At 31.0% G+C, this 17895-nt stretch carries 17 protein-coding genes; 9 read left to right on the forward strand and 8 right to left on the reverse strand.

What is annotated here, in order from left to right; all coding sequences use genetic code 11:
• The first annotated feature begins 133 nt into the window (after positions 1–133).
• From Q0828_RS10015 to Q0828_RS10035, 5 genes are all read left to right on the forward strand, one after another.
• A complete protein-coding gene (locus tag Q0828_RS10015; protein WP_298420152.1) occupies positions 134–1585 on the forward strand; it encodes a serine hydrolase in 1452 nt (483 codons plus the stop codon).
• A gap of 102 nt (positions 1586–1687) precedes the next feature.
• Positions 1688–2236, forward strand: a complete 549-nt coding sequence (locus Q0828_RS10020) for a GNAT family N-acetyltransferase (protein WP_298420154.1) — start codon at positions 1688–1690, stop codon at positions 2234–2236.
• Positions 2237–2558: 322 nt separating this feature from the next.
• Entirely contained in the window at positions 2559–3122 is a 564-nt protein-coding gene (locus Q0828_RS10025; RefSeq protein WP_298420156.1) for a Crp/Fnr family transcriptional regulator, read from the forward strand.
• Positions 3123–3192: 70 nt separating this feature from the next.
• Positions 3193–3801, forward strand: coding sequence for a short chain dehydrogenase (locus Q0828_RS10030; RefSeq protein WP_298420157.1), 609 nt, complete (start codon positions 3193–3195; stop codon positions 3799–3801).
• Between the two features lie 266 nt (positions 3802–4067).
• On the forward strand, positions 4068–5216 hold the full coding sequence (locus tag Q0828_RS10035; protein WP_298420159.1) for a VWA domain-containing protein: 1149 nt from the start codon (positions 4068–4070) through the stop codon (positions 5214–5216).
• 76 nt (positions 5217–5292) lie between these two features.
• Here the strand turns inward: Q0828_RS10035 and Q0828_RS10040 are convergent, their stop codons facing one another.
• The 3 genes from Q0828_RS10040 to Q0828_RS10050 all read right to left on the reverse strand — a co-directional run bounded on the left by Q0828_RS10040 (position 5293) and on the right by Q0828_RS10050 (position 7037).
• Positions 5293–5802: a DUF1440 domain-containing protein gene (locus Q0828_RS10040; protein ID WP_298420161.1), complete on the reverse strand. Its 510-nt coding sequence runs from the start codon at positions 5800–5802 to the stop codon at positions 5293–5295.
• Positions 5803–5807: 5 nt separating this feature from the next.
• Positions 5808–6308: a carboxymuconolactone decarboxylase family protein gene (locus Q0828_RS10045; RefSeq protein WP_298420163.1), complete on the reverse strand. Its 501-nt coding sequence runs from the start codon at positions 6306–6308 to the stop codon at positions 5808–5810.
• Between the two features lie 141 nt (positions 6309–6449).
• Positions 6450–7037 (reverse strand): Crp/Fnr family transcriptional regulator, encoded by a 588-nt coding sequence (locus Q0828_RS10050; RefSeq protein WP_298420165.1) that lies wholly within the window; start codon positions 7035–7037, stop codon positions 6450–6452.
• 304 nt (positions 7038–7341) lie between these two features.
• Between Q0828_RS10050 and Q0828_RS10055 the strand changes: the two genes are divergently transcribed.
• Positions 7342–8793: a sigma 54-interacting transcriptional regulator gene (locus Q0828_RS10055; RefSeq protein ID WP_298420167.1), complete on the forward strand. Its 1452-nt coding sequence runs from the start codon at positions 7342–7344 to the stop codon at positions 8791–8793.
• Positions 8794–8828: 35 nt separating this feature from the next.
• Here Q0828_RS10055 and Q0828_RS10060 read toward each other — a convergent pair whose 3' ends face one another.
• The gene (locus Q0828_RS10060) at positions 8829–9686 is read right to left on the reverse strand and encodes an AraC family transcriptional regulator (protein WP_298420169.1); all 858 of its coding nucleotides are present in this window, start codon (positions 9684–9686) and stop codon (positions 8829–8831) included.
• A gap of 146 nt (positions 9687–9832) precedes the next feature.
• Here Q0828_RS10060 and Q0828_RS10065 point away from each other — a divergent pair, with 146 nt between their 5' ends.
• Together Q0828_RS10065 and Q0828_RS10070 are read left to right on the forward strand one after the other, a co-directional pair.
• A complete protein-coding gene (locus Q0828_RS10065; protein ID WP_298420172.1) occupies positions 9833–10357 on the forward strand; it encodes an ankyrin repeat domain-containing protein in 525 nt (174 codons plus the stop codon).
• Entirely contained in the window at positions 10354–11115 is a 762-nt protein-coding gene (locus Q0828_RS10070; protein WP_298420175.1) for a T9SS type A sorting domain-containing protein, read from the forward strand. The genes Q0828_RS10065 and Q0828_RS10070 overlap by 4 nt, the downstream gene beginning before the upstream one ends.
• Before the next feature lie 92 nt (positions 11116–11207).
• On the opposite strand, the gene Q0828_RS10075 is transcribed toward Q0828_RS10070, so the two are convergent.
• Positions 11208–12491, reverse strand: a complete 1284-nt coding sequence (locus tag Q0828_RS10075) for a hypothetical protein (protein ID WP_298420177.1) — start codon at positions 12489–12491, stop codon at positions 11208–11210.
• 208 nt (positions 12492–12699) lie between these two features.
• Here Q0828_RS10075 and Q0828_RS10080 point away from each other — a divergent pair, with 208 nt between their 5' ends.
• On the forward strand, positions 12700–13029 hold the full coding sequence (locus Q0828_RS10080; protein WP_298420179.1) for a T9SS type A sorting domain-containing protein: 330 nt from the start codon (positions 12700–12702) through the stop codon (positions 13027–13029).
• A 62-nt stretch (positions 13030–13091) separates the two neighbouring features.
• On the opposite strand, the gene Q0828_RS10085 is transcribed toward Q0828_RS10080, so the two are convergent.
• The 3 genes from Q0828_RS10085 to Q0828_RS10095 form a co-directional block, all read right to left on the reverse strand.
• Entirely contained in the window at positions 13092–13649 is a 558-nt protein-coding gene (locus Q0828_RS10085) for an acyl-CoA thioesterase (protein ID WP_298420181.1), read from the reverse strand.
• Between the two features lie 94 nt (positions 13650–13743).
• A complete protein-coding gene (locus Q0828_RS10090) occupies positions 13744–15429 on the reverse strand; it encodes a CotH kinase family protein (RefSeq protein ID WP_298420183.1) in 1686 nt (561 codons plus the stop codon).
• A gap of 152 nt (positions 15430–15581) precedes the next feature.
• Positions 15582–17765, reverse strand: coding sequence for a DUF5916 domain-containing protein (locus tag Q0828_RS10095; protein WP_298420185.1), 2184 nt, complete (start codon positions 17763–17765; stop codon positions 15582–15584).
• Between the last annotated feature and the right edge of the window lie 130 nt (positions 17766–17895).

A 17895-nucleotide genomic window follows, 5' to 3' on the forward strand; every position in this document is an offset into this window, starting at 1 on the left:
CTTATACTTTAGTGAAGATTAAATTCTTAACTGTAAGTAGCATAAAATAAAGATAATTTAGTCTAACGTAGATTTAATAAATGCAACATTGAAGAAAATGTCACGTCTTTATGAAAACTAACATTCAAACCTTATGAAAAGACTAAATTCTTTTTTTATCCTTATACTTTTTCTAATCAATATGTCTTGTACTGATCAAAAGAAAAAAGAAACTATTACTGAAATTACAAGCGAAATTGACACCTATCTCTCAGAGACAATGGAATTACACAATATCCCAGGATTGGCTTTAGCAGTAATTATAGATGATGTAATAGTATATGAAAAGTATTTGGGGAAATCGTCTTTAGAAAATAATCAGCTTGTTGATGAGCAGACATTATTCAGAGTTTTTTCAGCAACAAAACTAATTACTACCACAGGAATTTTCCAACTTATACAAGATGGAAAATTAGATTTAGAAGATACAATTTCAACATATTTAGAAGATTTGCCTAAGCAATGGCAGGAAATTCAAATTAAAAATCTATTAAGTCATTCTTCTGGTTTGCCAGATATTATAAGGTATGAAAGTACATTATCTGATAAAGCATTAATGGAGAAATTGTTCAAAGATGATATGGATTTTGTTACAGGAAATCAATTTAGATACAATCAAACCAATTATTGGTTACTTGCGCAAATTATCGAAAAAATTACAGGAATGACATTTGACGAATATATCCTTAAATATCAATTTGATAATACAACAACAGGTGTTTTATTCTCTTCAAATTCACAAGAAATCATCCCAAATCGAGCTACTCGATACTTCTATAATAATGAAGTTAAAGAATTTGAAAAAGATACCAATAACAGTGGAATTAGAGGTCATTCTGGAAATGGACTAAATATTACACTTCAAAAATTTATAGAATGGAATAAGCGATTAGACGCTAATAAATTACTAAATAACAAAGTGAAATATGAAATGTGGAAACCATTTAATTTTGCAAATCAAAAAGATACATTTTTACATGGTTGGGGAAATTATCCTGTAAATGAATTAGAATCCTATGGCTTTTCAGGAGGAAATTTAGCAGCATTTAGGAAATTTGTCAATCATAAAGCAACGATTATTCTATTATCTAACGGATATAAAATTCCAGCTCATGATATCATCATAAATGACATAGCAAGAATTGCGATTCCTGAATTAAAAGAAAAAGCTCCAACATTGGAAGAAGATGTCATGCGTTTTGTTTTAAATAGTAAATACACTGAAGCATCTCAAGCTTACAAAAAGTTTGCACAAGAAAATCCAAAGGACGATGTTCTAAAATGGAGTATAAATAGTATTGGAAATTTATATTTATACAGCGAAAAAAATAAAGAGAACGCATTTGAAATATTTAAAATTAATGCGGAGGTAAATCCAAATTGGTGGGTTTCTTTAGCTGGATTAGCAGAAGTTTATGAGCTGAAAAAAGACAGTCTCAATGCAATTGAAAACTATAAAAAAGCAATTGAATTAAATAAAGAGAATCAATACAATTATAATGAACAAATGAAAAATAAAATTGAAGAACTAAACACAGGTAAATAGTAAACTTAGAATTGAAAGCAGGCAGATATAAGGATAAAGTAATAGAATAAAAGGAACTTCATATTTTATTTATTACATTACGGTGTACTAAAAAAACTATAATTGAACTTTCAAAAAACAAACCATACGCTAAAATCAGGTAAACAAATAACCATCAGATTGCCTGAAGAAAAAGACGCACAAGCTATTCTTGATTTAAAAAGAGGCTACATAAAAAACACAAATACACTTCCGCTTACGCTGGATGATTATCCTAATGATCTGCAAAAAGAAAAACAACTTATAAACAGATATGAAGAAAGTGAAAACAGTATCTTTTTAGTGGCTGAATACAATAGTAAACTCATCGGAAACATTGATCTAACAGGAAGTAAAAGATTCAAAATAAGTCATACAGCAATGCTTGGTATGGGAATTGATGAAAACTGGAGAAATCAAGGTTTAGGTAGAATTTTAATTAAGAGTGCTATAGAATGGGCTAAAAATCAATCTAAATTAGAAATCATTTGGTTAGATGTTTATGCTTCCAATGCGATTGGATATAACTTATATCTAAAAATGGGTTTTGAAATCAGCGGAACAATAAAAGGCTTTTTCAAACAAGAAGATACATATATTGACAAAGTTCAAATGTATCAGCAAATAAAGTAACAAACAACAAATTTCCATGATCCAATCTTTTCTTTAGTTTTATAAAAAAATACAACTTTTACACAAACTCAAACACACTAAAAGACGAATCTGAAACTAATAACTCTTCTAAAACGGTAGTACAAAAAAGTTTTATTCATGTAAGCTTAAAAATAGTAATTTAAAAGAAATCAAGCTCTTTATAGAAAACATAAAATATAGTGAGTTCTAGTTTGCTTGTTAAAACTTTAATGAACCTTCTATTCAGTTTTTATTTACTAACTTTCGTGTTTAACCTAGGAATACATTTTATAAAATATGTTGATTGTAATTAACTAGAGGAATGAAAAATTATTTAAAATCATTTAATATACTCTCAAATGATGATATAGAATTATTTGAAAGTAAAGTAACTTATAAAAAGTTAGAGAAAGGAGATTTTTTCATTAAAGAAGGTAAAACGTGTAAAGAAATAGCGTTTGTAATTTCTGGGATATTCAGGTCATTTTATTATTCATCATCATCAGAAGAAGTAACATACTGTTTTACTTTTTCGAATTCCTTTGTTAGCGCATATTCTTCATTTTTATCTCAAGCTAAAACCGCTGAGAATATTCAAGCTTTAACAGCTGTTGAATTATTAGTGATTTCAAGAGATGAAATTTTAAAATTAGAAAATTCAAGCTCCAACTGGCTTAGATTTTTCAAGCTCATTGCGGAGCAGGAATACATCGAAATGGAAAAAAGAATTTTTATTCTACAAAAAGAGACTGCTGAAAAAAGGTATCAAGACTTATTGACAAATGCTCCTGAATATTTACAATTAATCCCTTTAAACTATCTATCTTCTTATTTAGGAATTACACAGCGGCATTTAAGTAGAATAAGAGCAAATATTTCTAATTAGACAAATGTCCTAAAATAAGACCTTCATCACTTGATAAATTTGCATATGATTTAACTAAAATAGATATCATATGAAAACAATAATTTTAATTGGAGCAAACGGAAAAATAGGTCAAGCAGCTCTTACAGGCTTAGGAAAACATAAAATAATAACTGCAGGACGTGCTGCAGGTAGCTATGACTATCAAGTAGATATCACTAGTGTAAAATCCTTAAGAAAACTATATGAAGATGTAGGACATTTTGATGCCGTAGTAAATGCTGTTGGTGTTTGTGAATATGCCAATTTTACTGAAATGACTGAAGAACAATGGATGAACACCATTTTAAGTAAAATGATGGGGCAAATCAATATAGTGCGTATAGGTCAAGAATACATCGCAGATAACGGTTCTTTCTCATTAATTTCAGGAATTTTAAACGAGAAACCACTTCCTACAGCTATTGCTGATGCAACAACTAGTGGAGCAATTGATACGTTTGTTAAATGTGTGGCATTTGAAATGCCAAGAGGAATTCGAATAAACTCTATAAATCCAACTGTTTTAGAAGAAGCTTGGGAATTATATGGGGAAATGATGCCTGGATTTCAACCAGTGCCTGGAGCTTTAGTAGGAAAAGCTTTTGAACGTTCTGTGGACGGATTTATTACTGGGCAAGTAATTTTTGTAGATGCATAAAAAGAACTATCATCAGCGTAAATAAAAAATTAAACACTAAGTCCCTTTCGGGGCTTTTTTAGTTTTCATGATATACATTAGATAGATACTAGTTTACTTCCCAAAGTATTTGCTTCTAACTGAAATTGTAGAACCTTAAAACAGAAAAATTAATTACAAACAACAAATCTTCATTCTCCAATCTTTTCCGTATTTTTATAGGAAAAAGAAAAATCTAGTAAAAACTTCAATCTTACACTAGAAAACCCGAAAAGAAAGGACGATTAATGACCAGTATGAATTTTAACTATGGAAAAGGATTTACTTTTAGTAAGCACATTCCAGAAGAAGTATCGCATTTTGATCGTGTGTTTGACATTTTTAAAGACATTCTTACACATACTTCAGGCGATATAGAAGAAGCGTTTGAATGGTTAGATACGCTTGATAAAGAATACAACATTTTTACAGACGAATATACATTGCAAGACTTTGAAAACGACCTGAAAAAGCGTGGTTATATCAAAGAAGAAATTGATCCCGAAAAAGGAAATACAGGCAACGGAAGCGGAAAAGGAAAGAATGTATTAACCGCCAAACTTGAATCTGCGTTGCGTGCATATGCGTTAGATCAAATATTTGGGAAGCTAAAAAAAAGTGGTTTAGGAAATCATAATACTTCAAAACTTGGAAAAGGAGATGAGCACAATGGAGAACATCGGGCATATCAATTTGGAGACGATTTGGCAATGATAAATATGACAGAAAGCATCAAAAATGCACAAGTCAATAACGGAATAAGTGATTTACGTCTTACCGAAAATGATCTCATCGTTGAAGAAACCAAACACAAAGCCCAAATGAGTACTGTGTTGATGATTGATATCAGTCATTCAATGATTCTGTATGGAGAAGATCGCATCACGCCTGCAAAAAAAGTGGCAATGGCATTGGTAGAATTGATTCATCGTAAATATCCAAAAGATTCGATTGATGTAATTGTATTTGGAAACGAAGCTTGGCCGATTAAGATTAAAGATTTACCATATTTAAAAGTTGGTCCGTATCATACAAATACGGTTGCAGGATTGGAATTGGCAATGGATATTCTTCGCCGAAAGCGAAACACCAATAAACAAATTTTCATGATTACGGACGGAAAACCAAGTTGTATTCAGTTGCCGACAGGAGAATTTTACAAAAACAGTTTTGGATTAGACGAAATGATTGTCTCAAAATGTTTAAACAAAGCTGCTCAAGCGCGAAAATTGAAAATTCCAATTACAACTTTCATGATTGCAAAAGATCCACACTTACGACGATTTGTAGAACTATTTACAGAACAAAATAGGGGAAAAGCATTTCTAACAGGTCTGTCAGGTTTGGGACAAATGATTTTTGAAGATTACGAAAAAAACAGAAAACGAAGAATATAAATATTTTATATCTAAAAAAAGGACATTTGATATTAAACCAAGTGTCCTTTTTTGTATAATATTTCTATGTTGTAATTTAGCTCTCTTTCTTTAGATATTTAGAGGTAATTAAAGCAATTGGTAGTCCAACTAATACCATATGCCAAACAATACCCACAATTGCCAATCCAATATCAAAAGGACCTTTTGGAATATTTGAATATGGTAAAACAAGTAGATTCATAAATAACCAAATGACGAACCCATAAAGTAATCCCATTAATACTTTGTTATTGCGTAATAAACTTATTTTAGGATAGGCAAAGAAGTAAATAATAGCAGCTACATACGCTATTAAAAAGTGGAAAAAAGTTCCAATAAGGATCATTCCTACTCCTCCGTTTATGGCTTCAGGACCGTAAACACCTGCTGCAATGAATTGTAATACCTGTAAAGGATTTAAACCAAAATAAATATAATATACTATTACTCCAGCGATTGAATCTAAAATACCTGATATTAAACCAGACCATAAAATAGTCTTAATAGGACTTGATGATCTCGTGAAATCAAATGATAAAAAAGAAGTTTTTTTATGTTGTTCCATGTTTTTTAAATTTTTGAGACTTCTGGAAAGTCAATTGGTACTTGAGTAATATTATGGAGATAATTTGTGATTGTTTTTTCTCCAATTTGTAGAATAACATCTACTAAATGACCTTGGTTGTAACCTTCATTAAAAAATAACTCTAAATATTGTGGCAGCACTTTTCCTCGCGTATTCACAATATTTTGACTTAGTTTAACAAGGGCATTTAACTTATCATCAAAAGCGGCTTGCCCACTTCTTAATTCAAGAGCTTGCTCATCGGTAAATCCATTCATTTTTCCAATCGTAGTATGAGCAGCTCTGCAATAATTGCATTCATTTACTTCACTTACAATTAAATTAATGGCTTCTTTTTCTTTATTACTCAATGAAGATTTCTCGTTTTGAAAAGAGATATAACGATTCAATCCATTATCAGATAATCCTAATGTTGCAAAAAGATTTGGCATAAAACCTACCGATTTTATGATTGCGTCATACACAGGTAAATTGTCTATAGACATTTGTTCCCTTTTAGGAACCTCGAAGTTAATTTTTAAATTTTTTTTCATTTTTTTGTATCTTATTTTGCAAAGATGGAGATACAAAAAACGTTGTGAATTCAGCTATCTGAAGAAATTTTGTTCAGGTAGTTGAACATTTTATCAATTGGAAGTTAATAGATTGCGTATTTCACTTAGATACTGTTTAGATATACCTAAGTAAGATGCTATCATATATTGTGGTATTCGTTGCTCAAATGCTTTATATTCTTTTCTAAATAATAAATATCTTTCTTTGGCAGGAAGGCTTAAATTATTAATGATACGCTTTTCAAGAGTTATAGAAACTTTTTGAAAAAGAAGACGAAAAAAATGCTCGAATTGAGGAATTTCAAGATTTAAACACTCAAAGGCTTGCAATGAAATTTGAATAACTTCTGTATTTTCTAAACATTGAATATTTGTATTGGCAATATCTTGATTAATAAAACTTGGTAAGTCGGTAGCCCACCAATTTTCAATTGCAAATCGAAAAATATGCTCGTTGCCTTCACTATCTATATGAAAAGTTTTTGTGACACCAGAAACAACAAAATTTAATGTTTTACAAGGATCTCCTTGTTGTAATATATATTGACCTTTTAAATACGTTCTGTTATTTATTTTAGATACTAATAACGATTCCTCTTTATTAGAAAGTGGAATGGAATTTTTTATATAACGTATAAAGTTAGAAGTATTCGTTTTCATTATTGGATACAGCGCTTAGTGAGTGAAAAGTTAAGTTCGATATAGTTTTTTCTAAAATACAAATTAAAAATATGACAGATCATCATTTAATGTCTAATAACAATCTTACGATATTATTTGAATCACTTGTATAAAGTTATGTCGAATCTAAAAGACAAATTATACATTAATAATATAGATAATTAACGTTGAATATCTTTTTTCGAGAATTCTTAACGAAAAACACTCACTATATTTAGAAAAAAGAACGTTATACATTAATTTTATAGAGTTCTATACGACTACTGAAAAAGAATAAAAAAATATGCAAAAAGAAATCACACTCAAAGAATTAAAAAATTCTGGATACATCAATAAAACCATTAGTGAAGAATTACAAGCAAACTTAATAGCTCGAATCAAAGCAAATGAACCTATTTTTGAAGGATTGTTAGGTTATGAAGATACCGTAATTCCACAACTGAAAAAAGCAATTTTAGCCGGACATCATATCAATCTATTAGGACTGCGTGGACAAGCTAAAACACGAATTGCGCGTAGCATGGTAGACTTACTCGATGAATATATGCCAATTGTGAAAGGTTCTGAAATCAATGATAGTCCGTTTCAACCAATTTCTAAATATGCAAGAGATTTACTAGCAGAACACGAAGATGAAACGCCAATAGCTTGGGTGCATCGTTCAGAACGTTTCTTTGAAAAATTAGCCACACCAGATGTAAATGTATCTGATTTAATTGGAGATATTGACCCAATTAAAGCGGCAACTTTAAAATTACCGTATTCAGACGAACGCGTATTGCATTATGGCATGATTCCACGTGCAAATCGATCGATATTTGTAATTAATGAATTGCCAGATTTACAAGCACGTATTCAAGTGTCATTATTCAATATTTTACAAGAAGGAGATGTTCAAATTCGTGGTTTTCAGTTACGAATGCCGTTAGATATTCAATTTGTTTTTACGGCTAATCCAGAAGATTATACGAATAGAGGAAGTATAGTAACACCATTAAAAGATAGAATTGGTTCACAGATATTTACACACTATCCAAAAACAATTAAGTTGGCACGTGAAATTACAGCACAAGAAGCAAATGTTTCTAAAGAAGACAAATTAGCAATACAAATTCCGAATCTTGCAAAAGATTTACTTGAAGAAGTAGCTTTTGCAGCACGAAATAGTGAATATGTAGATGCAAAAAGTGGTGTAAGTGCACGTTTAACTATTAGTGCCATGGAAAACTTGATGGCTGCTGCCAAATTGCGATTGATAGAAACTGGCGATGAAAAAACAACGATTCGTTTGGTAGATTTTATGTCGATCATACCTTCCATTACTGGAAAAATAGAATTGGTATATGAAGGCGAACAAGAAGGCGCTGATGAGGTTGCCAAGCTATTGATTGATGATGCCGTAATGACACAGTTTGAAGACATCTTTCCACGTGTTCCAAAGCTTGAAAAAGAAGGCGTGAAAACAACGTATACGGATGTTATTGATTGGTTTGAAGATAACTTTATAGAACTAAATTATACAGCATCAGATGAAGAATTCTACGCAAGTATCAATTCAGTTACACCACTAAAAGCGATCATTGATGAATATGCTGCTGATTATAGCAAAGAAGATCAAACATTTTGTATGGAATTGATTCTTTGGGCGTTGACCATTAATAACAAACTAGACAAATCAGAAAACAGTACAGCATTTACATTTGATTCTATTGGTTTTGGAAAGCACTTTTTATAAGAATATGTAGTTATGTGTTATTACACATTATTTAATTATAATTCATAATTTTTCAATAATTGTTTCTGTAATTCAGAAGGGTTTAATCCTGTTTGTGACTTTACAAACAAGCTAAAATTAGAAGGAGAATCAAAATTGTAATTATAAGCAATCTCTTTATGGCTTAATTCTTTAAACGTAAGATCCCGTTTAATCTCTGTAAGTAATTGTTTGTGAATATACTTTAGTGGTGTTAGTCCTAATTGTTTTTTGGTTATTTGCGCTAGCTTTTTTGTAGAAACATTCAACAAATTAGCATATTCTTGAACAGATAACGTTGTCATATTTATTTCGATAAGATTGGCGAAATTGGTAATTAAATCACTAGTAATACGAGTTTCTTCTTGCGTATTTTTTTGTATAGACTCTTCAATGTTATATAAAAGAGTACAAAGTTCATGTGCTATTTTTTGTTTATAGTACATGAATTTTTCGTTTGACAATTGCTTTATATCCTCTAAAGCAACTATAAAAAAATCGGTCAATACTTTATTGTATTCAAAAACTATAGGTTGGATGTGACGTTTATCCAAAATAGATAATGATTTTTTCAATACATCAGGAAAAATCATTGTTTCTGTAAACTGAATCAACAAACCGTCTGCTTTTTCTTCTCGTCTTATTAAATGTACTTGTCTTGGTTTTACAATGTAACAGCTATTAGAATGTATTGGATACTTTTTAAAATCAATAATTTGATAACCGCCACCATGCGTAAAGAATAAAACTTCATAATAATTATGTCTATGAATGGCTTTATAATCATAACTATTAGTATGTGATATAAACTCAATATTGATACTATCTATAGTAGATAAATCATGCGTAGGTATTTCATTTACTGTATTAAACATAGTTTGGGGTATAAATTAATATGTAAAACTCTTTTTTTCATATCACATTACTACATGTAAACAAATAGTTTTGTAATACTAGTTTGTTGTATATGAGTTTCTAAGAGATTATACCCTAATAGAACAGTTTAAAACCAATTTACCCTATGCGCAAAATCATAACAATTCTTTTTTTGTTGAATGTAATATTCATTCATGCACAAGAAGATGTATTCACAGTAGCTAGAAGTGGAAGTAAAGCACAAATAGCAAAAATTTATAAAGAGACACCTGAAATGATTAATTTAAAAAATGATGTTGGATATACCCCATTTTTACTAGCATGCTATAATGGAAACGCTGAGGTTGTTGAGTTTTTAATAAACAAGGTAGAAAATATAAATAGTGTTACTTCATACGGAACTCCACTAATGGCAGCTGTATATAAAAAGGACGAAAAAATTATTGACATATTATTAAAACATAATGTAGATGTGAACAAAACTGATGAAAACGGTACAACGGCTTTACATTATGCAACATTATTTAATAATACGAGTATTGCTGAAAAATTGATTAATTCTGGAGCAAAAGCAAATAAAAAAGATGGTAGTGGAAAGACAGCTTTAGATTATGCAATCAATTACAACAATCAAAAAATTATTACACTTATCAAAAACAAAGCGCTATGAAAAAAATTACATTTTTTATTTTCTTATTATCCATAAGTTTCTGTCTTGGACAATCTTGGAGTACAGGAACAGTTTCTTTAGCTTCAGATTTTACCGTAAAGTTTGATGTAGATTCTTCCACATCATTGGTTACGATGACTTTGATTGGTCCTTCAAATGTATGGTTAGGAGTTGCTCCAGGAGTTGCCGCAGGTAATATGATGGGAAATGCAGGAGATGATGCAATTGTGTATAATTCAATTGGATTACAAGACAGGAATATGTTAGCGGGGAATGGAATGCCTAATTTAGATGGTAGTCAAGACTGGACTGTAGTTAGTAATACAATTCTAATAGGAGTAAGAACTTTAGTTGCCACGAGAGCTATAAATACTGGAGATGCTAATGATTATGTATTTCCAACAACAACAGGACCTATCCCTTTGTTGTGGGCAAAAGGCGGAGGATTAGCTTTTGGATATCATTCTGGAGGACGAGGAGGAACTGTTGCTAATTTGACACTTGGAGTTGACCGTTTTGCATTAACAAACTTTTCAATAAGCCCGAATCCTTCAACTTCTAACTTTACAATTACACTACCGAACAAAAATAGTGTGGCAAAAGTTGAAATTTATAATATGTTAGGAAAACAAATTTTAATAAAAAAACTAGAGGAAAAACAAACTAATATTGAAGTTTCCGAATGGAATAGTGGAATATACTTGATTAAAGTTACTGCGGGTAATTTTACACAAACGAAGCGTTTTGTAAAAAGTTGAATAGTACAGTAGTAATGATTAATGAAGAAAAACACTCCAAATAGGAGTGTTTTTTTATAATTAAAGGTTGGTTAGTCACTATTCTAAATAGTCTAGTGATTATCTTTTGCAATTGTTAATGCGGCTTCATCAATCTTTTGTAAATCGATTTTCGCAATTTCTTTTACGGCATATTCGTAATCTTCTAAAACATCTTGTTCTTTTGGTTTATTAGCTTTCAATATTTTTTCATATTCAGCCATAAATGGAACAATATCTAATAATTTATGATATTCACTAGTGTGTTGTACAGCCGCTTGTGCTGCGAAACGTGCTAAATTTCTCAAATACACAGCATACTTTCCTAAAGCTAATGGCAATACCAAATTAATGTATTTTAATTTTTCAGAAATTTTATCGTCCATTTCTGTATTAAAAGTACCATCAAGTGTCGTAGACGGACTTATCTGTTGATAGCGATTTACAGGAACACCAATAATATTTTTAGTAGCTAATGCATTCAAGGCAGCAGCACTTGCTAAAGTACCAGTAATGGTTTCTGCAGGGTTTGCATCACTTGGTTGCTTTATATAATCTTGATAAATAGTTGGTATTTTTTCAATATCTTCTTTTTGCCAAGCATGTGGTACTACATCAATAGCATTATGCTGACTTAGATAATATATTTTATCAGCGGCAATTTGTTTTTCATAATACGAAGCAAAAGCTTCATCACCAGGCGTTGGACCTGCCGTTGGAAACGCACCAATAGAGGTCATTCCATTCGGATCCCAATCAGATTTTGTATCAGAAAGAAATAGTGCTAAAGTAGGAGACAAGGCACCACCTAAACTATGTCCAGCTACAGCGACTTGCATTCCTGTTAAGCTAGGGTTTTCACTCAAAAAGTTTTTTAGAGCAGCAGTAACAGTTTCTTTTTTACTGTTTTTCATTTCACGTAAAATAGATAAACCTACATACGTTCCGTTTGATATATTTCCTGAACTAGGAACTCCAGTTACGGTTTCCCATGATTTGGTAGTATGTACTGAAAAATCTTCTACAAACCAACCAAATGGAGAGTTTACATTTGTTCCAGCAATCGCAATTACCATTACATTTTCATCCGAATTATAATACATTCCCATAGTGTTATCGGCATGTACAGAAGTGGATGTAGGATCATTTGCATACACAATTGGTCCCCAAATTGCTTTCCAATTACCAATAATAGAAGCAGTTTCTGACAGAACAGCTGCCGCTACTTTTTTTATATACGCTTGCATTTCAACCATACCGCTTTTGCAATCGGTTTGTTTCCATGATAGGTTAGATGCTGAATTTACTGAGAAAGATAGGCTATAAATTTGTTTTAAAAGTTCATTAGATGGATTCATAAATTATGTTTTCTTTTTCTTGAATTACTAAGTGTGATTACAAACAAAGTAACTATTTTCCATATGTTTGTGATAGAAGACTTACACGCGAATATAGAAACAGGTATTTCTACTGATAAAAAATAAAAAATGCATATGAGAATGTTAAAAAAATGTCATATTTGTAAATAATTATTATTTTTGTAATATATAACCCAAATCAGAAAGAGTGAAGCTAAAAATACTCATTACAATTTTATTATTTTCTTTCGGTACTGCAATGTTTGCTCAAAACAATAGTAGTGTCGCATTAGCTTCTTCGACGGAAATTGTTTTTAACATTCTACCAAACCCTGGAATCAACGAATTAAACATTAGACTTACGCAAAAGAAAAACGCCGCAGTTGAAGTGTATAATTTATTGGGTAGAAAAATCTACACAGGGAAATTAACGGCTTTACACAACGCAATTGATATTACTTCTTGGAAGTCTGGAATTTACTTAGTTAAAGTTATTACAGATAAAAAATCGATTACGAAGCGTTTTGTGAAGAAGTAATCTTTCTCTATAAGAATTTTATATTTATAAAAATCGATTACTTTTAAGATCCAAGACCAAGTCTAAATTTCGTCTGTACACGTTACTTTTATTTTATATTTTTCTAAATCAGCAAGATAATCTTTTGGAACAAAATCTTCATGATCAAATTCTTCGCGTCGTTTGCGTTTCATTTCTATACGTTTCAATGCTTTTAAAAAACGTTTAATTGCAGTAACATCATTTAAAATTAAACCATCTACTTCTATCCCTTTTCCACTATCATCACGTGCTACCATTGTAAAATATGAAGAATTACAATGTTTGATTACACCAGTTTGAATGTTTTCAGCTTCAACTCGAATTCCGACGACCATAGACGTTCGTCCGACATAATTTATAGAAGCACGCATTGTAACCAATTCGCCCACTTCAATCGGATTCAAAAAATCTACAGTATCAACAGAAGCCGTTACACAATATGCTCTAGAATGCTTGGAAGCGCAGGCAAATGCAATCTGATCTAACAAAGAAAGTACATAACCTCCGTGAATTTTGCCACTAAAATTTGAATGTGATGGTAACATCAATTCAGAAATAATAACTCTTGATTCTTCGGCAGATTTGTATCGTATACTCATAATTGATTCGCTATAAATGTTAGTCTTTTCTTCAGCTATTTAAAGCTAAGTTACTAACTAATATATTAAATCTTAACATACGTGTATAAAGATATTACTGCTGAACTTCTAAATTTTTCACAGCATTATCCATAAAACTTAATCGTTCCTTTATCTTTTCACGTACTTGTTCTGGTGTAAAACGATTTCCATAATGGAATTTATCTTCGCTTTCCCAACGCAAACTATCTTTTTTATAAATTTCTCCAGAGCGTAATACGGCAATTAATTTGTCTGTTCTTGATAAGATATTTTCATCAGATAATACAGGATTTTTTCCACCGTTACCAGTTCTCCAATCATTATATTGATTTTTAAACATGTTAACGTTCTGCGGACTTTTCATATAATCTTTCATTAACAAAAAACGATTTAAACCAAGTAAATCTCCGTATTTAGGATTCCCATACATCAATTCACTATTGGGAGCATAATTTCGACTTGCTGCCCAAGAAGAACAAGATGGTGTTTTAGGGTAACAAGATTCTACACCAATAGGAGAATAAATATAACACCAAGGATTATTGCCATCACATACATAATAAGGTGTTCCAAACGACCATATATAATCCCAAATAACAGGTTCTAGCTTGTCATCTTTATTATAAAAATAAAATACATTTTTCCCATTATAGTAACTATCTGGGTTTGCGAATACATCGGTAATAATAAAATAATCAATCTCTGTAGATTCAGCCACGTAGTTTGGCCAATCTAAACCTTTCAATACTTTCTCCTCATACAAATTTATCTTTTCTTGAATATCATTCTTTTGTTCAAGAGTTGCATCTTCATTATCTGGATATTCATATTGGAACCTTCTTCCTGTAATTGTTACAAAATTAGGTTCACTATCTACTTCTTTTACTATAAAACCGCCTTCACTTTTCTTAGCTGTATCTACATGGTTTTTTCCTTGTTGTATCTTTTCTCCAAATGTATATAATCCCCAATATTGATTATTCAAAAATACTTGTACATGCCTGCTTTGCGGTCCATAATGTCCCATATCTGCATAGGTGTCATATGATACTTTATTACATAATTGAGAAGTATCAACCCAATTACCAATCATTACCCATTTGTGACTTTCAGGCATTCCCATGATGGATAGTGGATTCTCTTTTCCAAAATTTAATGAAAAACTTTTCTTTGGAAACCCCAGACTTCCTTGACCTCTTGCATGAATGGTTCCTGAGCTTGCTTGATATGGACCAGACATACTGTATAAGCCATCTTCTCGAACATCATAAAACTTAAACTCTGCATCTATTCGTGTTCTGTCTACCGGATTTACTCCATCTTTGGTAGTAATTACAACATATGGAATTGGAGCAGTAGCGTCATATAAGTATTGTATATCATGTACAATTTTTTTACTAACTCCATCACCAATCAAAGTGACATCTAAGTCTAAATCTTGGTTGGTATATTTTTTAAGCGTTGCATTTTTTTTCAAGTTAATTGAAAATTCTTTAGAAAGCTTAAGAGTGTCATTTGTATGCACTTTTCCATTTCTATTACTCAATGTATATGTATAATGTGAATACTTATTCAGATCACTCAAAGTAATGTTTACTATTGCATTATCATCATCAATGATAGCAATAGAATCACTAGTAATACCATATTCGGTATTGAATGATATAGTTGGGTCAATGTTTGTTTTACAAGAGGTAATAGTACTTATAAGTACTATACAAAATATTATTTTCTGTAGAAGATTGATGGTAGGTTTCATATGGCTAGTTTAAAATGATTATCAATTATTTCCATTGGTTAAATATAGAAGAAAAAAGAATTTCTTTATAGGAAATAGTGTGTAATCATTTGTAAATCAGTTAAAAACAGGTGTTTCTGCTTGAAGAGAAATAAGTTGTATTTAATTTTTAACTAAAAATCAAACCTATAATTCATTTTAAAAGCTACGCCCCAATTTTCACGTACAATGTCTTGATTATAGTTATCCGAAATTACTAAATAGATATATGACAATGGTTTATATTCCCATTGTAAACGACTATTAATGTTAAAATTATCAAATTGAGTATTGTACTGTAAATAAGTAGTCCAACTCAATCGATTGGAAAAGAAAACTTCACTCGTAAAACGTGCTAAATGAAACGTTTCACTTCCCAATTCTTTTAAATCTATATGATTTCGTTCGTATCGAATTTGTAAACGGGCTAACGGCATTAATCTGTATTGAGCATTTACACTAACTCTATTTTTATGCCCGCTATAATAGCTGCCATAACTTGCATTACCACCATATTGAAACTTTTTATTATCGGCAGAAGAATACCCAAAACCAAGATCTAAGTATCTGTATTTGTCTGCTACAATTGCATTTCCATTATTCAATGGATCAAAAGCATATTTAAGGTTTACGTATTCATATCTCATTCCACCATACAAAAATGACTGATTTTTAAATACTAAATCATTGTTTAGCACTACTGTTGATTGTGCTACATTACCTTGATCATCCCAATAGGTGTTATTCCATAGATTAAGATAGCGATGATTGTCAATAATTTTAGAATCCTTATAGAATTTAGTCAAACTAATACGACCTCTAGCTTGTGTATAACCTTCTCTTATAACACTTTCTGAAATAGCATCATAATTGTATAAACGTGGAACAAAACCAACATCAGTAATATAATTTTTTTCTACTTTTCTAATACCAACATATCCAGCAGCATTTATAGTATTGTACCAAACTCCTAAGTTGTAAAAGTTAGTATCACCTGAAATATTGTTAGTAGCACTGTTTGCAAAATTTGCAAGCCCAGACCATTTGTTATTTTTAGATTGATAGTTTATGTTAAGTCCTGCTACTCTATTATAATCATCTAAAAACGAAAAACCATCTGTTTCCTGTCTGTTAATGAGAAACCCTGTTGCTGTAAAAGATTTTGACAATTGTTGCTGTACTACCAAAGCCCCATAATTTTGTGCAGGATTAGCATCTTTGGCTTTTGTAGCTACATTCAGTACACCTAAACGTGTTTTCTCAGCAATATTTCCAGATAGTTTTAATCCGAACAATATGTCGCTGTCTGCACCAATACGTCTGGAATAAAACGGGTTTACGCCAACAACTCCAAGATTTGTAAAAAGATCGCTATTTTCTAAAAAGAAATTACGTCGCTCTGGAAAAAACACTGAAAATCGGCTTAAATTAGTTACTTGTCTATCCACATCTATCTGTGAAAAATCAGGATTAATTGTAGCATCTAATTTTAAGGAAGAACTTACATTGTATTGAATATCCACGCTAGGTTTTACTGTTGTATCTTTACTATTACTTGCAACATCTTCTGTATGATTTAACGTTACAGATGGCGTTACAGCAAATCGAGATGATTTGTTTTCCGAAAGGTTTTCCATTTTAAAGGTTTTGGTAAATCGTAAATCGAATTGCGAATAGTTACGATCTATTGGTGTGTTTGTAGTCCATTCATTTAATTTAATATTTCTCGTATGAAACATAATTCCCCATTCAGAAGTATCTGCTTTATAACCTAGCGCCTTTAAAGGAATCTCTATTTCAAATACTTTTAAATTCCCTTTTGCAGAAGTTTTAGCGTTCCACACCGTATTCCAACTAGTGCTTACATCAAAACCATCTCCACTTCTAGAAACTAACGCGTCTATTAACGCGCCGCCCATATTGACAATAAAGAAATATCCCGATTGTTGTTGATTATACGTATCCAAAATTATGGCAAATGAATCACTATCCGCTCCAGAAGTTCCAATATCATCTCGTTTTAAGGACCCAATTTGTACATCAGGAGTTGTATCATAATACACAGCACTTATGTACAAGCTTTTCCCGTTATGAAACATTTTTACTTCCGTTTTATTGGAAGCCAAATCTCCATTGTTTGGTATATAATTAAGGAATCCACCTTCAGGAATAAGATCATTCCATATAGATTCGTTTAGTTCTCCATCTAATTGAATATTACTGTTGCTAAAAACTATTTTGCTTGAAGCTAACTCAGACTGAGCTAGAACATGAAACATTCCAAAAACTAATAGTATAAGAAATACAATTCTCTTCATTTAGATAAATTAAAAAGTTGAACAAGGTGTGATTTTCTAAAAACACATTTAGTAAACAAAACTATTGTCCGCATACATTGCTATTTAAAAAAGTAGACTAATACAATATTTTTATGTTTGGAAAGTGATA

Source organism: uncultured Kordia sp. (assembly GCF_947496985.1).
GTDB lineage: Bacteria > Bacteroidota > Bacteroidia > Flavobacteriales > Flavobacteriaceae > Kordia.